The sequence below is a fragment of the Dactylosporangium sp. NPDC000555 genome (assembly GCF_040300025.1).
Lineage (GTDB): Bacteria > Actinomycetota > Actinomycetes > Mycobacteriales > Micromonosporaceae > Dactylosporangium.
Window position 1 is genome coordinate 1 of the sequence record NZ_JBEPDB010000122.1, and the last position, 18498, is coordinate 18498.

20 protein-coding genes and 1 pseudogene are annotated in these 18498 nt (G+C 70.9%); 8 read left to right on the top strand and 13 right to left on the bottom strand.

The features are described 5' to 3' along the window. From ABT297_RS39945 to ABT297_RS39980, 8 genes are all read right to left on the bottom strand, one after another. Window positions 1–489: YdeI/OmpD-associated family protein (locus ABT297_RS39945; RefSeq protein WP_350558275.1), on the bottom strand; the 489-nt coding region annotated here is incomplete at its 3' end. A 229-nt stretch (window positions 490–718) separates the two neighbouring features. Beyond that, window positions 719–1123, bottom strand: a complete 405-nt coding sequence (locus ABT297_RS39950; protein WP_350558278.1) for a nitroreductase/quinone reductase family protein — start codon at window positions 1121–1123, stop codon at window positions 719–721. Next, window positions 1120–1659 carry a VOC family protein gene (locus ABT297_RS39955; protein ID WP_350558281.1) on the bottom strand — a complete coding sequence of 180 codons (540 nt, stop codon included), beginning with the start codon at window positions 1657–1659 and terminating at the stop codon, window positions 1120–1122. The genes ABT297_RS39950 and ABT297_RS39955 overlap by 4 nt, the downstream gene beginning before the upstream one ends. Continuing rightward, window positions 1656–2831: an acyltransferase family protein gene (locus ABT297_RS39960; RefSeq protein WP_350558284.1), complete on the bottom strand. Its 1176-nt coding sequence runs from the start codon at window positions 2829–2831 to the stop codon at window positions 1656–1658. The genes ABT297_RS39955 and ABT297_RS39960 overlap by 4 nt, the downstream gene beginning before the upstream one ends. A 5-nt stretch (window positions 2832–2836) precedes the next feature. After that, a complete protein-coding gene (locus ABT297_RS39965) occupies window positions 2837–4441 on the bottom strand; it encodes an FAD-binding oxidoreductase (protein WP_350558287.1) in 1605 nt (534 codons plus the stop codon). Between the two features lie 30 nt (window positions 4442–4471). Next, window positions 4472–4873 (bottom strand): hypothetical protein, encoded by a 402-nt coding sequence (locus ABT297_RS39970; RefSeq protein ID WP_350558290.1) that lies wholly within the window; start codon window positions 4871–4873, stop codon window positions 4472–4474. Then, window positions 4870–5634: a cupin domain-containing protein gene (locus ABT297_RS39975; protein ID WP_350558293.1), complete on the bottom strand. Its 765-nt coding sequence runs from the start codon at window positions 5632–5634 to the stop codon at window positions 4870–4872. The genes ABT297_RS39970 and ABT297_RS39975 overlap by 4 nt, the downstream gene beginning before the upstream one ends. Then, complete coding sequence (locus ABT297_RS39980; protein WP_350558296.1) at window positions 5627–6808, bottom strand: sedoheptulose 7-phosphate cyclase; 1182 nt, start codon at window positions 6806–6808, stop codon at window positions 5627–5629. Before ABT297_RS39980 ends, ABT297_RS39975 begins: the two co-directional genes overlap by 8 nt. Before the next feature lie 262 nt (window positions 6809–7070). Between ABT297_RS39980 and ABT297_RS39985 the strand changes: the two genes are divergently transcribed. Beyond that, entirely contained in the window at window positions 7071–7931 is an 861-nt protein-coding gene (locus ABT297_RS39985) for an aldo/keto reductase (RefSeq protein WP_350558299.1), read from the top strand. 5 nt (window positions 7932–7936) lie between these two features. Next, window positions 7937–9106, top strand: coding sequence for a serine hydrolase domain-containing protein (locus tag ABT297_RS39990; protein ID WP_350558302.1), 1170 nt, complete (start codon window positions 7937–7939; stop codon window positions 9104–9106). Window positions 9107–9158: 52 nt separating this feature from the next. Here ABT297_RS39990 and ABT297_RS39995 read toward each other — a convergent pair whose 3' ends face one another. Next, the gene (locus ABT297_RS39995) at window positions 9159–10358 is read right to left on the bottom strand and encodes an IS701 family transposase (RefSeq protein ID WP_350558305.1); all 1200 of its coding nucleotides are present in this window, start codon (window positions 10356–10358) and stop codon (window positions 9159–9161) included. Between the two features lie 290 nt (window positions 10359–10648). Beyond that, entirely contained in the window at window positions 10649–11275 is a 627-nt protein-coding gene (locus ABT297_RS40000; RefSeq protein ID WP_350558308.1) for a TetR/AcrR family transcriptional regulator, read from the bottom strand. A gap of 68 nt (window positions 11276–11343) precedes the next feature. Here ABT297_RS40000 and ABT297_RS40005 point away from each other — a divergent pair, with 68 nt between their 5' ends. The 4 genes from ABT297_RS40005 (at window position 11344) to ABT297_RS40020 (ending at window position 13648) form a co-directional block, all read left to right on the top strand. After that, window positions 11344–11643 carry a hypothetical protein gene (locus ABT297_RS40005; protein ID WP_350558311.1) on the top strand — a complete coding sequence of 100 codons (300 nt, stop codon included), beginning with the start codon at window positions 11344–11346 and terminating at the stop codon, window positions 11641–11643. Next, complete coding sequence (locus ABT297_RS40010) at window positions 11640–11795, top strand: hypothetical protein (protein WP_350558314.1); 156 nt, start codon at window positions 11640–11642, stop codon at window positions 11793–11795. Before ABT297_RS40005 ends, ABT297_RS40010 begins: the two co-directional genes overlap by 4 nt. Window positions 11796–12213: 418 nt before the next feature. Then, window positions 12214–13125 (top strand): phosphotransferase, encoded by a 912-nt coding sequence (locus ABT297_RS40015; RefSeq protein WP_350558317.1) that lies wholly within the window; start codon window positions 12214–12216, stop codon window positions 13123–13125. Window positions 13126–13198: 73 nt separating this feature from the next. After that, a complete protein-coding gene (locus ABT297_RS40020; RefSeq protein ID WP_350558320.1) occupies window positions 13199–13648 on the top strand; it encodes a DivIVA domain-containing protein in 450 nt (149 codons plus the stop codon). A 69-nt stretch (window positions 13649–13717) separates the two neighbouring features. Here ABT297_RS40020 and ABT297_RS40025 read toward each other — a convergent pair whose 3' ends face one another. Together ABT297_RS40025 and ABT297_RS40030 are read right to left on the bottom strand one after the other, a co-directional pair. Beyond that, window positions 13718–14410: a response regulator gene (locus tag ABT297_RS40025; RefSeq protein WP_350558329.1), complete on the bottom strand. Its 693-nt coding sequence runs from the start codon at window positions 14408–14410 to the stop codon at window positions 13718–13720. Between the two features lie 17 nt (window positions 14411–14427). Then, the gene (locus ABT297_RS40030) at window positions 14428–15291 is read right to left on the bottom strand and encodes a sensor histidine kinase (RefSeq protein ID WP_350558323.1); all 864 of its coding nucleotides are present in this window, start codon (window positions 15289–15291) and stop codon (window positions 14428–14430) included. A gap of 176 nt (window positions 15292–15467) precedes the next feature. Here ABT297_RS40030 and ABT297_RS40035 point away from each other — a divergent pair, with 176 nt between their 5' ends. Together ABT297_RS40035 and ABT297_RS40040 are read left to right on the top strand one after the other, a co-directional pair. Next, complete coding sequence (locus tag ABT297_RS40035; RefSeq protein ID WP_350558332.1) at window positions 15468–17426, top strand: bacteriocin-associated integral membrane family protein; 1959 nt, start codon at window positions 15468–15470, stop codon at window positions 17424–17426. A gap of 12 nt (window positions 17427–17438) precedes the next feature. Next, on the top strand, window positions 17439–18122 hold the full coding sequence (locus ABT297_RS40040; protein WP_350558326.1) for an ABC transporter ATP-binding protein: 684 nt from the start codon (window positions 17439–17441) through the stop codon (window positions 18120–18122). Here ABT297_RS40040 and ABT297_RS40045 read toward each other — a convergent pair. Further along, a pseudogene (locus ABT297_RS40045) lies at window positions 18113–18498 on the bottom strand (hypothetical protein); the annotation flags it as partial. The gene ABT297_RS40040 and the pseudogene ABT297_RS40045 overlap by 10 nt on opposite strands.

Below are 18498 nucleotides of genomic sequence, written 5' to 3' on the forward strand. Positions count from 1 at the left end.
GGCCTGGCCGGTCCGGGCCTTCAGCAGGGGCAGGAACAGGGCGTACCGCTGGCCACGGCCCAGCGCAGCGAACGCCTGCCCTGCCGCCGGGTCCGCGGCCAGCGCGGCGACCAGGTCCGGCGGGACGGCGGCCACGCGCTGCGGGTCGTACGCCGTGGACCAGCGCCCATCCGCCCGCGCGGCCGCGATCTGGGCCAGGCCGCCCGGACGCATCCGGCCGGCGGCGGTCAGGGTCGTTGCGCGGTCGACGTTCACTCGGGACCATGGGCTGCCGGGGCGCCTCGGCGAGTACCGCTGCAGGAACGAAGCGGCGTCGCGGGCCCGGCGGTGGCTGTCGATCCAGCCGTGGCAGATGGCGACGTCCCCGGCGTCGGCGGCCGTCAGGCCCGGGTGCCCTCGCTTCGCCACGACCAGCCAGGCCTCCGCGGCGGTGGCGCGGGTGGACAGCCAGGCGTCCCACTCCGCGGCGCCCGCGAACGTCAGGCTCATGATGCCAGCATCTCGACGTAGTGCGGGTTGTACATCACGCCGAACGGGTCGGCGGCCGGTGGCGGTGCCGCGAAGTGTCATGCCGGCCACGCTAAGCGGCATTGCGGAACATTAGCTTCCTAAATTCGAGGAGTGTTGGAAACCTCGGTACGGCTGCTGTGCCACCTCGCTTGCCGGCGATCGGAGCGCCTGGCCGGCCCCGGTGGTGGGCCGGCCAGGCGGCGCCGGCTCAGTCGCTGACCGGCTGCAGGGCGACGATGGGGATCTCGCGGGTCGTGGCCGACCGGAACTCCGCGAACTGGGGGACCAGGTCGATCTGACGCCGCCACAGCTCGTCCCGCTCGGCGGCGGTGACGAGCACCGGGCTGACCCGGTACCGCCGGCCCGGGGTCTCGACGATCGCGGTGCCGGCCCGCATCAGGTTGTGGTACCAGGCCGGGGAGCGGTCCGCGCCGCCGTTGGCGGCGAAGACCACGAGCCGGTCACCGTCCGGCAGGTACACCAGCGGGGTCGTGCGCAGCACGCCGGTCTGCGCGCCGGTCGTGGTGATCAGGAGCAGCGAGATGCCCTTGAAGTCAGTGACGGCGCCGCCGTTGCCGCGGAACTCCTCGATGACGCGCTCGTTGTAGCTCACCGGTCGTCCCAGCGCTCTTCGGGCCGGTACAGCCGGGCCGGGGTGTCGCGTTCGTACGGCATCCCGGGCGGCATGTTGATCAGTTCCATGCTCATGCCCCACGGGGTGGTGAAGTACACCCAGCGGTCGCCGGCGATGGGGCCGTCGACAATCGTCTCCGGCTCGCCGAGGATCGTCACCCCCGGGTACTGACGCAGGTACTCGGTGGCCTTGTCCACATCGTCGACGAAGATCGCCAGGTGGTGGCCGCCCCAGTCGCTGTTGCGCGGCAGTTCCTGATGCTGGTCCGGAGACGTGTACTCGAACAGTTCGAGGTTCGTCACCGGGCCGAGCCGCAGCATCGCGATGCGCAGCGAGGCGTCGCGGTGCACGCCGAGCTTGCGGGTCATCCAGTCGCCGCCGCGGTCGTCGACCGGCCCGAGATGGTAGACCACCTCGGCGCCGATCACGTCGACGAAGAACCGTTCGGCCTGCTCGAGGTCCGGCACGGTGTAAGCGATGTGGTGCACGGCGCGTGCGCCGGGGATCGTGGTCATGTTGTGTTCCCAACGGTCGTGACGGGGTCGGGTTCTGCTGCGGGTGCCGGCCGGCGATCCCGGCGGGAGGTCCGCCAGCGCCGCATCGCGGGTCGTTCGACGGCGGCGTACAGCAGCCAGCCGAACAGCAGACTGAGCGCGAAGGTGACCGCGACGAGGCCGAGCGTCTCGGGTACGGTGCCGGCGTGGTCGACGGGCGGACGGGTCGACAGCCCCATCGGCCCGTACTCGAATACCAGGAAGTGCGCGATGTAGAACGCGAACGACACCTCGCCGAGCCACACCATCGGCCGGCTCGCTATCAGTGAACCGGCCCCGCTGACGTCGGCGTGCGCGCACGCGGCCACCAGCAGCGCCAGCGGCAGCGCCGTCGGAGCGACGAGGCCGTAGGCGTCTGGCAGCAGCACCATGAGGGCATAGCCGGCAACGACGAGAGCGAGGGCCGGGGCCCGGCCGAGGCGCAACCATCGGCCGTTGCGCACGACGAGCGCCATGAGGATGCCGAGGACGAACTCCAGCAGCCGCGGGGCCGGCAGGAAGTACACGAACCACTGCCTCCACCACGAGACCGGCTGGAACGGTGACACCGGGGTGTCCGGCAGCAGCTGTGCGACCAGCGGCACCGCCACGATCGCCGCCGTGACGACGCCGACCGCGGTCCACAGCCGCGCCGCCGGGATCCGTTTCAGCAGCGGAAACACGAGCGGGAAGGAGAGGTAGAACAGCAGTTCGCAGGCGAGGGTCCAGCTCGGACCGTTGGTGCCGCCCAGCACGTACAGGTCGGGGGACCAGCTCTGCACGAGCAGCAGGCTGGGCACCGTGTTGCCCGCGCTGACCTGCCGGCCGTACCACAGCATGAGCAGCAGCCCGGCGAGCCACGTCACGAAGTGGTTCGGGTACACCTTGACGAGGCGCCGCCGCAGGAACCGGCGCGGTGTGTCGCCGGGCGGCGCGGACCACGTCAGGACGAAGCCGCTGAGGATGAAGAAGAACGCGACCCCGAGGTAGCCGGCACGGCTGAGGTACCGGTGGAGGAAGTCGTTGATGCCGTTGTCGAGGAACAGGTCGGCGACGGCGACATGGGTGACGAAGACGAGCACGGCGGCGACGAATCGCAGGCCGGTCAGCGACGGCAGCCGCGGGTCGCGGGCGGAGGGCAATGGTGTGGTCACGGCGCTCACGCTCCCGGCAGCCGGATCGACTGGCGGTGCCGGAACACGTTGCCGGGATCCCACGCCGCCTTGACGCGCTGGAGCCGGGCATAGTTGCCCTTGTAGTACAGCTCGTGCCACGGCGCGGCGGAGACGTTCCACGCCGGGTCGCTGATATCGCTGTCGGGGTAGTTGATGTAGCAGCCGTCGGTGACGTCGTTGGGGACCGGGACCCCGCCGGTGTCGGCGTAGACGTCGCGGTAGAACTCCCGCAGCCACGCCACGTTCGCGGCGTCCTCGGTGGGGTCCTTCCAGTAGGTCTGGTACAGCAGCTTGAGGATCACCGAGCGCTGCGCGACGGCCGTCTCGTGTGGCGCGACGGTGTTGACCCGCCCGCCGTACGACGTCGCCACCAGCATCCCGAAGGCATTGGCGTAGTCGGCGCGGTTGAGATGCCGCCAGATCGCGGCGATCTGCCGGTCGGGGAAGGCACGCCGCAGGTACGCGGACTTGTGCTCGCCGCGGAAGGTGGGGCTGTTCTGCAGTTCGCTCGACGTGCCCATGTGCCGGGTCGCCTTCAGCCACGGCATCCGCATGGTCGTGTGCGTGTTGCGGGCGCCGACGGCGCCGTCGAGCAGTGCGAGGAACCGCTCGACACGGTTGTTCGCGTCCGGCGGGGTCGCGTCCATTTGCAGAAGCAGGCTGATCGAACCGGCGCAGCGGTGCGGCAGGAACAGCCAACAGCACAGCCCCGCGTTCGGGGAGGCCGGGTCCTGGTTCGTCTCGTGCCACTGCCCGTACGCGTGCAGCAGCCGGGCGAACCCGTCCTCGGTCACGTCGTCCCACGACCACGCGGCGGTCGTCACGAGGACCTCCTTGGGCGGGCGCGGCAGCAATGACGCCGGGTCGTGGCCGCTCGCGCCCGGGGTCCGGAAGAAGTAGCGGGTGATGACGCCGAAGTTGCCGCCACCGCCCCCGGCGTGCGCCCACCACAGCTCGCGGTTGGCGTCGCGGGCCTCGCGGGTCGCAACGACGGCGCGGGCCCGGCCGGACCGGTCGACCGTGACGACCTCGACGCCGTACAGGTGGTCCACGACGAGTCCGTGCTTGCGGGAGAGCATGCCGTAGCCCCCGCCGCTGACGTGCCCGCCGGTGCCGACGTTCGCGCAGACCCCGCCCGGCACGGTGACGCCCCAGCCCTGGTACAGGGTGTTGTAGACGTCCGACAGCGTCGCGCCGGCCTCCACGGCGAAGGCGCGGCGGCCCGGGTCGTAGGAGACGGTGTTCATCAGGTTCATGTCGATGACGACCTGGACCTCACTGTTGTAGATGAAGTCCTCGTAGCCGTGACCGCCGCCGCGGACGGTGACACGTTTGCCGGCTGAGACCGCGTCCTGCACCGCCCGGACCACCTGGGCGGTGGTCGTGGGCAGCCGAACCAGCTCCGGGTGGCCGACCCAGCGCTGGTTGAACGGGGTGATGAGGTCGCCGTAGCGCGGGTCTTCCGGCCGGACGGTGACCAGGTCGGTGCCGATCGGTGCCGCGAACGCCGGTGCGGCGGGGGCCAGGCCCAGGCCCGCCGCACCGAGCGCCGCGCCGCCGCCGAGGAGGTGGCGCCGGTTGAGCTTCATCTCGCTCCTGTTCGTGGTGGCTGAAGGGGGTCAGGAGTGGTGGGCAAGGAGGGTGCGCTCGGCGGGCGGCAGCTGCGGTACCCGCAGTGGGAGGTCCGCGCTTGTGGCGGCCGGCAGAACCCGGATCGCGACCAGCCGCAGCCCTTCCGGTCCGGCTCGTAGTACGGCGGTGACGTCGTGCTGGACGAGCGCGAGAGCGCCGGCCGTCACGCGGTAGGCCGCCGCGCCGACCAGCGCCGCCGCGATGCTCACCTCCCCGGCCCCGGACACGACGTAGAACGCCTCGTCGACGCCGTCGGCGTCCCGGTGTACGACGGACCCGCCGGGTGGGACGTCGAGCAGGTCGACGGCCTCGCACTCGCTGTGCAACATGCCGCGCCGGGCGAGGCAGCGCCACGGTTCGCCGTCCTCGGTCGTGTGCTGGACGATCACAGGACCTCCGCAGGGACGGCCACCTCGGCGTGGAACACTTCCAGCCCGTCGGGGCCGGCGGTCAGGTCCGCCCAGGTGTGCAGCGGCAGCGTCACCGACGAGCCCGGGACGAGCTCCACGGTGGTCTGACCGGAGATGGCGCGACCGCTGCCGCCGAGTACGAACACGGTGTGCTCGGCGTCCTCGGCGCGCAGCTGCCGCGTGTCGCCCGCGCGCAGCTTGAGCAGTTCGATCGTGCGCATCGGGCCGGTGAACACCGCACCCGGGTCCACCGCGCCGGTCTCGCGCAGGTCGTACAGTCCGATCCGCATGTTGTTGTTCCTTCCGTCGCGCCATCCGTGCGGCGCCGAGCCGCGCAGCCGCGCCGCGACCTGCGGGGTCGGCATCTCGATGACCAGCCAGTCGAGGTCGCTGCCGCCGACGTTGCGCAGCCCGTGCACCGAACCCACGCCGGTCAGCAGGAGCCGCCCCGGGTAGGCCGTGTGGGCGGTGCCGTTGGCGATGAACTCGCCCTCGCCGGCGAGGATCAGGTACAGCTCTTCGGTACGGGTGTGCCGGTGCTCTCCGCTCAGCCCGCCGGGCGGGATGCTGGCCCACTCGACGGCCTCCCAGTCCCCGGTCAGGTCCCTCCTGCCGGCCAGGCACCGCCAGTGGGTGAGACCCTGAGCGCCGTGTACGCCGTAGATGTCCGCCGGCCGGGCCACGTCGGCGGTCAGCAGCCTGGACCGCCCGATCGCCGGCCCGGCCCCGGGCTCAGCCATCGACGGTCCCGCGCAACTCGTCGAGGGCGGCGGTCAGCTCGGCGGCGGTGACGTCGTTGACGAAGACGGCGTCGCCGATGCCGACCGGCATCGGCAGACGCTGCTGCCCGTCGCGGTGCCGGACGGTGTCGTCGAGCGCCTTCACCAGCAGGCTGGGCTCCAGGTGCCGGTCCCAGGTCGGCAGCTCCAGTGACCGCATGACGGCGAGGATCCGCCGGCAGTCCGCGTCGCCGACCAGTCCCCGTCGCCGGGCCAGGACCGTCGTCAGCGCCATGTCGACGCACACGGCCTCGCCGTGCAGCAGGGCCGGCAGGGCCCGCATCTCGATGGTCGGGCTGAACGTGTGCCCGTAATCGACGACCCGCTCCAGCTGCGTCTCCCACAGGTTCGGCTGGAGCTCCTCCAGCATGCCGTGGATGGCCCGCTGGAGCGTCTCCTCCGCGGCCCGCCCCACGGACCGCTCGATGCCCTGGAACTTCTGCTCCAGCAGCGCCGGGCCGTATGTCTCGAGCAGCTCGAACAGCTTGGCGTCCTTGATGAGGCCGATCTTCAGGATCTCGGCGAGGCCGTTGGCGATGTGCCGCCGGTCCAGCGTCGTCAGGAAGGTACGGTCCAGCAGCGTCAGCGTCGACTCGAAATAGGTGCCGAGCCGGTTCTTGTGCCCGTTGAAATTGATGCCGGTCTTCACGCCGACGCCGGCGTCGACGAGGCCGATGAGCGTCGTGGGGATGCGTACGACCGGGGTGCCGCGGCGGTACAGGTTCGCCGCGAGGCCCACCATGTCGGTCAGGACCCCGCCGCCGATGGCGATGATCGGCTCACGGCGCCGGTCGATGCCGAACGCGTCGATCGCGGCCACGATGCCGGACACCGTCTCGAACTGCTTGACGGTCTCGTTCGCTGAGCACACGTACAGTTCATGCTCGACGTTGTGGTGCCGGAAGTACTTGTTGACCCGGTCGCCGTAGATCTGGTGCACGGTGGCGTCGATGACGACGAACCGGCGGGTCCGGGCCGGACTGCCGCCGATGTCGAGCAGGTCGGTGTGGTTGACGTCGAAGACGTCGTCGCGGATTCGGATCTCATAGCGAACGTCCCTGGTCGCCTGGATCCGCCAGCCGTCGACGCGGCTGCTTGTCGCGACGATCCCCGGTGTCGTGGTGGTCTCGGCCATGGTTCACTCCCCATATCGACAGGTGTCGTGGGCGGGTGGACCCATTCTTGGCACGCGGCGAGCGCGGCGGCGGGCCTGACGGCGATGCTTGTCAGATCAGCCGGACTTTGTCATGCCGGATCTGACAAAGTCGGCAATGGTTGACGAAGTGCCGTGCCCGGGTTGCCACGATTTCACCGCGCCGCCAACCATTGGCCGATACGGCGTCCGCGGTCCCGGGCGCCGATCCCGCACCCGTACAACCATCAGGACTGGTGACGACATGACCCAGCTGCACCCCGCCACATTCGACATCGCCGGTGAGTTCACCGTGAACAGGATCGGCTTCGGCGCCATGCGGCTCGCCGACGGTGACATTTGGGGCGGCCCCGCCGACCGGCCGGCCGCCGTGGCCGTCCTCCGGCGCGCCGTCGAACTCGGTGTCAACCTGATCGACACCGCCGACGCCTACTCCCTCGGCGCCAACGAGGAGCTGATCGCCGAGGCGCTGCACCCGTACCGCGACGACCTCGTCATCATCACGAAGGCCGGGGTGTCCCGTCCCAGCCCCTCACTGGAAGAGTGGATCCCGCTCGGCCGGCCCGAATACCTGCGGCAGCAGGCGGAGCTGAGCCTGCGCCGGCTGCGGCTGGAGCGCATCGACGTGTTCATGCTGCACCGTGTCGACCCGGCCGTACCGCTCGCGGACCAGATCGGTGCGCTGAAGCAACTGCAGGACGAGGGCAAGATCGCCGCGATCGGCCTGTCGGAGGTCGACGTCGCGCAGATCGAGGAGGCGTCGGCGATCGCACCGATCACGGCCGTGCAGAACCTGTACAACCTCGGCGCCCGCCACCATGAGGCCGTCGTCGACCACTGCGAGAGCAACGGCATCGTATTCATACCGTTCTTCCCGATCGCGGTCGGCGAGCATGCGAAGAAGGACGGCGGCCCGGTCGCCCGGGTCGCGAAGGAGGTCGGCGCCACCCCCGCCCAGGTCGCGCTCGCGTGGCTGTTGCACCGGTCGCCGGTGATCACCCCGATCCCCGGTACCAGCTCCGTGGCGCACCTGGAGGAGAACGTCGCCGCCCAGCAGGTGCGGCTCGGCGACGCCGAACTCGCCGTCCTGGCCGAAGGGATCTGAGGGGCATGGCCGTGGCACCGGCCGTGCACGGACGCGTCGCACCCGGCTACGAACCGGTCCGCGAGGAGTTCGCGCGGAACCTGCGCGACCGCGACGACCTCGGCGCGGCCTTCGCGGTCTTCCGCGACGGCGATCTCGTCGTGGACCTGTGGGGCGGCACGGCGGACGCGGCCACAGCAGCGCCGTGGCAGCGCGACACGCTTCAGCTGATCTTCTCCGGCAGCAAGGGCATCGTCGTCACCGCGCTGATGGTGCTCGTCGACCGGGGGCTCGTAGGGCTCGACACCCCGGTCGCGCACTACTGGCCGGAGTTCGCGCAGGCCGGCAAGGCCGCCGTGACGGTGCGGGAGGTGCTTACCTTCACCGCCCGGCTGCCCGGGCTGCGGCAGAAGGTCACGCAGGACGACATCCACGACCCGGAGCTGATGGCGAAGTTCATCGCCGCGCAGGAACAGGAGTCTGACCCGCGCGCCGACGGGATCATGTACGGCCCGTTCAGCCAGGGGTGGATCGTCGCCGAGCTGGTCCGGCGGGTCGACGGCCGGCCCCTCGATGAGTTCTTCGCCGCCGAGATCGCCAGGCCGCATGACCTGGACATCCATTTCGGGGCGCGCTCCGCCGACCTGCACCGGGTCGCCCACACCGAGTACGGCAGCGGGTTTCTCGCCCAGTTCACCGGGTTCTTCACCAGCGACGACCCGCTCACCCAGCGGGTCTGGCAGAACCCGATGCCGTTCCCGCCCGACGCGGGGGTGTGGTCCGATCCACGGCGGCTGACCAGCCTCATCCCGGCCATCAGCGCGCTGGGCACGGCCCGGTCGTTCGCCCGTCTCTACGGCATGCTGGCCCTCGACGCCGTCCGGCCGCTCGGTGACGCGCCGCTGGTGCTGTCACGGCGGCTCCTCGACGACGCGCGGATGCCCCGGGTAACCCGGACCGACCAGCTCATCGGGGTGCCGATGGTGTACGGCGGGGGCGGCTACCGCCTGCGGACGGAGGCCCGTCCCGGCCCGGACGGGATCGCCTTCGGGCACGACGGTGGTGGCGGCTCGGCGAACCAGGCGTGGCCGCGGGCCCGGGCCGGCGTGTCCTACGTGATGAACCGCCTGATCGCACTGGGCCCGGACGACAAGCGCGCGGGCTCGCTGCTGAAGGCGACCGCCGCGGTCCTGTAGCGGGTGCGGTGAGCTGGACGGTGGGCGCATCGGCGAGCCCACCGTCCAGCGCCTACTGGGCCACGGCGGTGCAGATCGGTGCCGGTCCCGCGGGCGCCGGCAAGCATGCCTCGCCCTCCAGGGACAGCTCGGCGATCGCATGAGCGAGCGACACCAGTGTCTTGTGATGGTGCCAGCCCTGGAACGTGCGACCCTCGAAGTCGAGCGCGCCCACCCGCGTCGACACGGCCGCGAACGAACCGTCGACCCGCTGGGTCAACCGGCTGAGCCCGAGCAGCGCGTCAGTGTCGGCGTCGGTCATGTTCGTCAGCCACACATGCGGTGAAGTGCTCGCGGCGGTGTCCCACACGGCGACCATGACGTGCCGAGCCTGCCCGCCGCCGTCGGCCTGGTTGAGTGTCGGCGTCACCTGTAGCCGTAACGCGAGCCGCTCGCCCTTGTCGCCAACCGGCTGTCGCAGCCCTTTCACCAGTTCGGCAAGTCGCTGGGCCGGCATCGCCTGGCCGCCGTAGCGGCCGACCGCCGGGTCGCCGGCCACTACCGGTGTGCCGCCGCGCAGCCGCAGCAGGTAGGGCACCTGGCGGCGGGTCAACCTGGGGATCATCGCGGCGGTGTCGACGTCGCGGGCATCCATCACGACGGGCCGGCGCAACCGGCCCATCGTCGCGACGGTGTCCGAGACGAGGCTGATCGCACACTCGGTCGGGCTGACGCAGTCGACGTGGTCGGGGATGCCGACCTTCCGCCGGCGGCCGTCGTCGGTGAGCCAGTCGCGCGGCAGGACCAGCCGCCAGTTGACCGGACACGCGAGCTCGGGGCCGACCAGCCAGATGGCGAGCACGTGCTGATGGTTCACCGTCCGGCCAAGGCACGGCACGACGCTGTTGCGCACGCCGACGGAGTGCTCGCCGGATTTCTCCACGATACGCGGCTGTACGACCCACGCCCCGGCCGACGCCGCGTCGTGCAGATAGCGGGTCAGCGCGGCCCGCACCGGCCGCCAGTCCCACGTCGACTTGCTGATGAAATGGTGCAGCCGTTGCTCGCCCGCCGAGCTTTCCGGCAGCGCCGCGACGCTCGCGATATTGCGAATCGTTTTCCGTCCCGGTGCGTGCAACAGGCCGCGGACGTACAACTCGCCGAGCGTCCGATGATCGGCTCGCGGAAGCGTGGCGAGCAGCGTGTTGCAGACCTCGCGGACACCGTCGTCGTAGACGGCTCCCGCGATGTCCTCCATATACGAACTGGTCACGTCGCCGTACCCTCCCGCGCGTCGCTTGGACACCCCGCCCGCCGGGTGAGGCGCGTCTAGGGCCATTAAACCCGCCGCCACGGGGCAAGTCGAACGGTTCTCAATTGTATCGATGTGAGCTTAGTCAATAATCGGGAATCGGAAACGCATTGGTAACACGGTTTCATTCATTCGTTCTCGCGGGTGAGGCAGGGCTACTCCTCATTTCGATCAACCGCGCAAATCCGTGCTCCGCTCAGTGATCGAAATTGGGTGTCCATCGGCGCTCGACGGCGATGCGGTACCGCGGGTCAACGTCGTGCGGGCCGCAGGCTGTCCAGGTGCGCCCGCAGCACCGCATCGCACGTGTCCGCGCCGACCAACTCCGGATGCAGGATGGCGTTCAGGCCTAGCCCGTCCATGAGCGCTGTGAGCCGCTCGGTCTCGGTGTCGAGGTCGAGGTCGGGTCGTATGCCTGCGGTCTGCTGAAGCCGGGTGAGTGTCTGTCGTACGAGCGCTCTGGTGCCCAGCGCGGCCTTCGCCGCCAGATCCGCGAACGTGGCGTTCGTTCGGGCAGCGGTGACGAAGTCGATGAATACGGTCACCTCGGCGTGGCGCTCCTCGTCGAGGGGGAGCAACTCGGCGAGCACGTCGGCCGCGCGTTGCCGCTGTCGGGTCGGGGGAAGGGCGCTGACGTCGCCAAGCTCGTCGATGCGGCGGAGCAGTCTGGCGCTGACCCGGTCAAGCATCGCTTGCATCGCGAACCGCATCAGCTCCTGCTGGCTGGTGAAATAGTGGCGAACGGAACCGATGTTGAGTCCGGCCTCGTCGGCCACCGTGCGCAGTGACGCCCGCTCGAGCCCGCCGCGCATGACGACCCGGAACACGGCGTCGACCACCTCTAGGCGGCGGGTGCTCGCGTCGATCTGCTTAGGCATTGACCTTTTGTATCACATCCGTGATACCGTCGTTTTATCACGGGTGTGATACAACGACGGGAGGCCCGTTGGAAACGATCCTGAATCTGCTGCTCATCCGGTTCGCGTTGATCGCCGCAGGCGTGGTCGTGCTGGCTCTGCTGGTGTTCGCAGTCGCGCTCGCCGTCCGGCGGCGAGGCGGGATGGGGGAGGTCCGGCGCTACGCCAAGCCGGTGGCGCGGACAGTGGTGCAATACCTGGACGATCGCGACGGCGCGCCTCGCACTCTCGTCCCGTCCCGCCGTCAGGCGCTGTTGGGGACCGTGCTCAGGGCGGTCGTCCGCCGACTGGCGGACGACCGGAACGGGACGCGCCGGAGCGCCGAATGAGGTCGATTCCCGCACTTGCCGGCGACGGAATCGAGCTGCTTGAGCACCTGCTGATCGATCGCCTGATGAAGGTCGCCATCGTGGTGATCGCCCTGGCGGTCCTCGCGCTCGGTATGGTGATCATCTGGCGGATCGGCGGTCGCCGTCGGTGATCGCTTCCGCAGGCACGCCGACGTCGGCACCCTGTCGCGCAAGTCCTCGCCACTGCATGCTGTTGCGTCGCATCCGCTGCGAGCACGACCGTCCGCCGTACGGACCGGAAGGTTAGTGGCGGCGTCGGGGTCGCCGGCCCACTCCGCCAGTGCGGCGCGGACCAGGTCGGGATGGGACTTGCTGATGTCGCTGGTACCGCGGCCCAGTACGGGCTGACGTTCCTGCTGTTCCGGCGACGCGTTCGCGGTGAGACTCAGGCAAATGGCAGGTGATGCGGAGTCGTGGCCATGCCAGACCCGGCGGCGGGGCCGGGGTCGCTGGCGTCGGGCGGCGCGGGCGATGTGGAGCTCGCGCATCGATCGCACGTCGGAACGATCGGACAGCGTGGTCGTGGTCGAACCCAGTATGGTTCGCCGAATGACCGAGATCAGCGCGGGTCTCATCCGCGACCTGCTGCGGGACCAGCATCCGGACCTTGCCGAGCTGCCCCTCCGCGAGGTGGAGGGCGGCTGGGGCAACCAGATGTGGCGCCTGGGGGACGAGCTGGCCGTGCGGATCCAGCGCATGGACACCGACCCCGATCGCCAGCTCAAGGAGCGCCGGTGGCTGCCGCTGCTCGCCCCACGCCTGCCGCTGCCGATCCCCCTCCCGGTGCGGCGTGGTGCGCCCTCCGAGCGTTGCCCCAAGATGTGGACGGTCATGACGTGGGTACCGGGTCTGCCGCTGGACCATGGGTCGATCACCCGCGGCGAGCACGCGGCCGACACCCTGGCGACGTTCCTCCGGGCGCTGCATGTGGCAGCGCCCCCCGACGCGCCGGCTGATACGGGCCGCGGCGCGCACCCCAAGGACTGCACGGACCGCTTCGACCAGTTCTTCTACTCCGTCGACGCCGACGCGATCGGCTCCGACGCCGCCGACGTCCGGGCCGTCTGGGACGACGCCGTCGCGGCCCCCGCATGGGAGGGGCCGCCGGTGTGGGTGCACGGCGACCTGCATCCCGCGAACGTCGTCGTCGCGGACGGGACGCTGGCGGGCGTTGTCGACTTCGGCGAACTGTTCGCCGGCGACCCGGCGTCGGACCTGGCGGCCGCCTGGGTACTGCTGCCGGCGGGCGCGGCCGCACGCTTCTTCGCCGCGTACGCGGAGGCAGACGAGGCGACGGTCCGGCGCGCCCGCGGGCTGGCCGCGGTGAAGAGTCTCTTCCTGATGCTGATGGGCCAGAACGGGGACCGCGGCCTGCCCGGCGGCAAGCCGGCCTGGGGTCCGGCGGGCCGGGCGGCGCTCGACCGGGTCCTGAGCGAGCGCCTGACCCGATTCCACGAGTAGCTCGGCGGCACACTTCGTCACCGCTCTTCCACCGCGCACGGCATCCGCATGCACCCAGGCGACAATGAGACTCATGACCGAGTTCGACGTTGTACTGCGGGGGTACGACCGGCTCGCCGTCGACAGCCTTGTTCAGGCGGTCGAAGCGGCTGGGGATGAGCAGGACCAGATCGACGCTGCGATCCGGAAGGCCGGTCCGCTGCCCGTCGTGTTGCGTGGCTACCAAGCGGCGCAGGTCGATGCTTGGCTGGCGCGCCGCCGAGCGGGGGATTCCAGTGTCGGCCCGGAACCGGGCGCCCCGGCGGTGGAGTTGTCTGTCGTACTGCGCGGCTATCGCGCCACGGAGACCGACGCGCTGCTCGCCACCGTCGCCGCCGCGCTCGAGGGCAGTGACCCCATTCGCCGGGCCGAGGCGCTGCGAGCGATCACCGAGGTGCGGCTGCCGGTCGGGTTCCGTGGGTACGACCGCAGCCAGGTCGACGCCTATCTGAGGCGGGCGGCACAGGCGTTGCGCGCATCGTGACGCCCGTACAGTCCGGCGTGCTCGAGGATGACGAACAGCACGTCCGCGACGCTGGACCGGCCACGGCCGCTACGGTCGCCGGTGACGCGTAGGGGCCGCCGCGGGGTTCACCAGGCCGGCGTCGTACGCGGCGATCACCAGCTGCACCCGGTCGCGAGCCGCAAGCTTGCTCAGCAGGTGCGAGACGTGGGTCTTGACGGTCTTGACGGCGATGGTGAGGTGTTTCGCGATCTCGTCGTTCGACAGTCCTTGCCCGATGAGGCCAAGCACCTCGACCTCCCGGGCGGTGAGGCCGTCGAGCCGGGAGGGCCCGGCGGAACCGCCGCCGGCGGTGTGCCGCTTGTGGACGAAGTGCTCGACGAGGCGGGCCAGGATCGATGGGGCGAAGAGCCACTCGCCGCCGTGCGTACGCCGGATGGCGTCGAGCAGGTCGTCGGGCCGGCTGTCCTTGAGCAAGAAGCCGCTGGCCCCGGCGCGCAGCGCGTGGAAGACGTACTCGTCGAGGTCGAACATGCTCAGGACCAGCACCCGGGTGTGCGCGAGCTCTGGCAGCCGGCAGATGGTCCGGGTCGCCTCGATGCCGTCGACCCGCGGCATGCGGACGTCCATGAGCACCACGTCGGGCGCGGTGGTCCGGGCAACGGTCACCGCCTCGACCCCGTCGCCGGCCTCTCCCACCACGGCGAGCCCCGGCTCGGCATCGATGATCATGGCCAGACTCCGCCGGAGCAGCGGCTCGTCGTCGACGAGGACGACCCGCACGGGCCGGTCGGTTCCGGTCACGCCGCTCCCTCCGGGATGGTGACCTCGAGGCAGAACCCCGCCCGGCCTTCGTGTTCCTCCGCCCGCGGCCCCGCCGTCAGGGTCCCGCCCAGGGTGGCTACCCGTTCCCGCAGCCCGATGAGGCCGTGCCCGGCGCCGGGCCGGACGACCCCGCCGCGGCTGGGCCCATCGTCGTTGACGATCACGCTGACCGTGGCCCGGGTCCGCGCCACGCGGACGTCGACGTTGGTCGACCCGGCGTACCGTACGCTGTTGGCCAGCCCTTCGCGGACGATGCGGCAGATCGCGACCTGGGTGCCCTGGGACACCGGCCCGAGCTCCTCGTGGTGCAACTCGACGGCCAGCCCGGCCCGGCGGGCGCCGTCGATGATCTCCGGCAGGGCCGCCAAGGTGTCCGCAGGGTGGCGGGCCGGTTCGTCGTCGGCCTCCCGCAGCGCGTCCAGCATGCGCCGCAGCTCGACCGTCGCCGTTCGGCTGATGGCCTCCACGTCCTCGATGGCGGCCAGGAGGGCCCCCTCGTCCGGCTTGCGGGCGTGCAGGTGCGCGGCGCCCGCCGCCCGCACGGTGATCATGCCGAGGCCGTGGGACACGAGGTCGTGCAGGTCGCGGGCGATGCGCAGCCGCTCGGCGAGCACGGCCTCCGCGGCGTCCCGGCGGGCCATCGCCACCTCGTGCTCGACCCGCTCGACCCGCAGCCGGACGATCGCCCAGACCGAGAGCGCCCCGGAGCCGAGCAACAGGATGGCGATGAAGGGCCAGGTCAATCCGAGCGCGAAGACCGCGGTCACCACGATGAGCAGCGCACCGGCGGGCACCAGCCACAACCATGATGAACGGGAGCGACGCCGGCTCTCGTTCATGCGCCGAGACTACCGCTTCTGCCGGCCGCCGCATCGGACCACGGTCTGACGGACTCAGGGCCGACTCCGGCCCCCGGGTGCCGACTCCGGCCCGATGTCCCGTCGCGATCCGTGTGGTTGTTTGGAGTACAGCGGGCCGGAGTCGGCAGGGAGGGTCGTTGTACAGGCGTGTGGTAATGGTGGTCGCCGGGGCGCTGTTCGCCCTCCTGGCGCTGGTGGCGGCGATCGTCACCGACCTGCATGACCGGGACTTTCCGCAGGCGATCGGCGCGCAGAGCCGACTGGGCCTGGACTTCGGCGAGTCGCGGCTCAGCGACCAAGAGGCGTTCGCGATGCTGACGCGGGCGGATGCCGACTGGCACCTGGGCCTGGTGAAGGTCGCCCCCGACCTGGCCGGCGGTGGCCACGAGCGGGTCTTCGTCGCCCTCAACGACACCGGCCTGCCCGCGACGTTCCGCTGGTTCAGCGGCGCCGGCGCGGGAAAGGTCGTCGGCCGGTATCGGCTGGCCAACTCCTCGCCCGGCGGGTCCTACCTCGTGACCGGCGACGGCGCCCGGCTCGGCGAGCTCGAGACCCGGCTCGGCGGCGCGGGCGTCCGCGTGACCCGCACCGATGCGTCCGTCATCGACAGTCTCCGGTTCACCATGCGGGAGGGCGGCTTCGGCACGGCGGTATTGGCCGCGTTCGCCCTCATCGCGGCGCTCGCCCTGTTCTGGCTGTCGATGCAGGCGCGCAGCCGCGCGCTGCGGGTGCTCGGCGGCTGCCCGGCGCTGCGGATCCAGGTGCAGGACCTGGGCGGGTTCGCCGGAGCGCTGCTGCTCCCGGCGGGCGCCGTGACGCTCGCGGCCGCCGCCTACGTCTGGGTGTCCCACGGCCGGCTGTTCGTCGGCCCCCTCCTCAAGGCGCTGTCCGGCCTGGAGTTCGGGGTCATCGCGGTGTCGCTGCTCGTCGCCCTCGCCATGTCGGCGTCCGCGTGGCCGAGCGCCGCCATGCTCGCCACCCGGCAGCCCGCGGTGAAGAGCCAGCGTTCGGCGGCCGCGGTCATCCAGGCGCTGACGTTCCTGCTGGTGGTGGCCACGGCCGGGCCGGCCTGGTCGGCGTATCGAAGCTCGGCGGCCGCCGCGGCCGAGATGGCGCAGTGGGAGAACCTCGCGGACCAGGTCGCCGTCCAGTTCGGGATGAGCGACGCGGAGATGACCGGTGTCGAGCCCCGGATCGGCGACCTGGTCGAGGACGCCGAGTCGGTCGGTGCGGTCGCATACTCGTACACCTTCTCGCGGGACGTCTGGAGGGGCGACCTCGGCGACTACTCGGCGGTGACCTTCGTGAACCAGCGCTGGCTCGACCTGATGACAACGAGGGCGCCGGCGAACGCGCTCGCGCCGGTGCCGTACGACCGCGTCAAAGCTCTGGTCAACCGGGAGTTCGGCGAGACGTTCGCGCTGCTCGCGCGGCACCAGGGCCGCCCCGGCGAGGAGATCTTCTCGGGATTCGCCTACCGGCAGCCGGTCGGCGGATTCCGGCTGCCGGTCGGTGAAGGGGGCAGCGGCGGGAGCCTCCGCTTCCTCGGCGACGTCCTCGTCGCCGTCGTGCCCTCCCTGCACCTGACGATCAACGATCGGAACCTGACGTCGATGGTCTCGACCAGGAACCTTGTGTTCACCGGTGTGGCGGCCACGGAGGCGCTGCTCGAACGCCACGGCCTGTCCGCCGGCGCCCTGAGCGATCGGGGGGTCAAGGGCGGGCTGAGCGTCGTCTACGTCGCGGAGGAAGGGCTGCTGCGCGCGCGGTTCATGGCCTACCTCGTCTGGCTGATGAACCTTGCGCTGGCCGCCCTGGTCGTCGCCTTCACGGTCGCGGCTGCGATCAGCGCGCTGATCACCGCCCTGCTGCATGCGAAGCGCGACTTCCCGCTGAGGCTGTCCGGCCGGTCCTGGCCGCAGATCCTGCGGCGTCGGGTGACCAGGGAACTACTGGCCGGCGCGGTGCTCGTGACCCTCGTCGCGCTGCTGAACAGACCCGACGCGACAGGCGCCCCGCTGGTCGCCGCGGTGTTCGGGATTCTCGTTGTACCGCTGAGTCATCTGTGCACCGCGCACTGGTGTTTCGCCGGCGTGAGCCGGCGCCGAATCTGATGGGGGTTCCAGATGCTGATCGAGGCCGAGGGCATTGCCGTGGCGATCGGCGGGCGGCCGGTGCTCGACGGCGAGTTCGTCCACTGCGAGCCCGGCACGATGACCGCCCTGGTCGGCCCGAGCGGGTCCGGGAAGACCACGTTGCTGCACTGTCTCGGGCTGCTGCTCCCGGTCGATCGCGGCCGCGTCCTGATCGACGGGAAGGACGTCACGACGTGCGGTTCGGCGGCGCGGCGCCGCTTCTGGCGCGACCACGCGGCGTTCGTACTGCAGGACTACGGCATCATGGACGACGAGTCGGTCGCCTTCAACGTCACCATGCGGTCGAGCCCACTGGGCCGGCGGGCCACCGGTGACGGGAGGCGGCTGGCCCAGGTGCTCGAACAGACCGGGCTGGCGGGACGGCAGGACGAGGCGGCCAGCCACCTCAGCGGCGGTGAGAAGCAGCGGCTCGCCCTGGCCCGGGCCATCTACAAGCGAGCCGCGGTCGTCTTCGTCGACGAGCCCACCGCGTCGCTCGACGCCGCCAACCGGATGAAGGTCATCGACCTGTTCACGGAGTTCGCCGCGAACGGCCGCACGGTCATCGTGTCCACGCACGACTTCGAAATGATCGAGGCGTGCGGCGTCCGGCACGAGATCGGCAGCGGACGCATCAGCAACCCCACGAGAGCGCAGCCGGGGCATCAACGGTAGGCGTGGGCCTGCATGCGGTACAGCGTGGCGTAGCTGCCGCCCGCGGCCATGAGCTGGTCGTGGTCGCCTGCCTCTGCCACGGTGCCGGCGTCCATCACGATGATGAGGTCGGCCATGCGGACCGTCGAGAAGCGGTGGGAGATCAGCACCGTGACGGCGCCGTGCGCGCCGGTGCGGGCGGCCTGCGCGGCGTAACGCTCGAACAGCGCGTGCTCGGCCTCCGCGTCCAGCGCGGCGGTCGGCTCGTCGAGGATCGTGAGCAGCGGCGCCGAGCGCATCATCGCCCGGCCCAGCGCGATCTTCTTCTTCGCCCGGGTCAGCCGGGCCGCCATCGTCGGCTCCGGCACCAGAAACAGCCGGGCGATCTCGCCCGTCG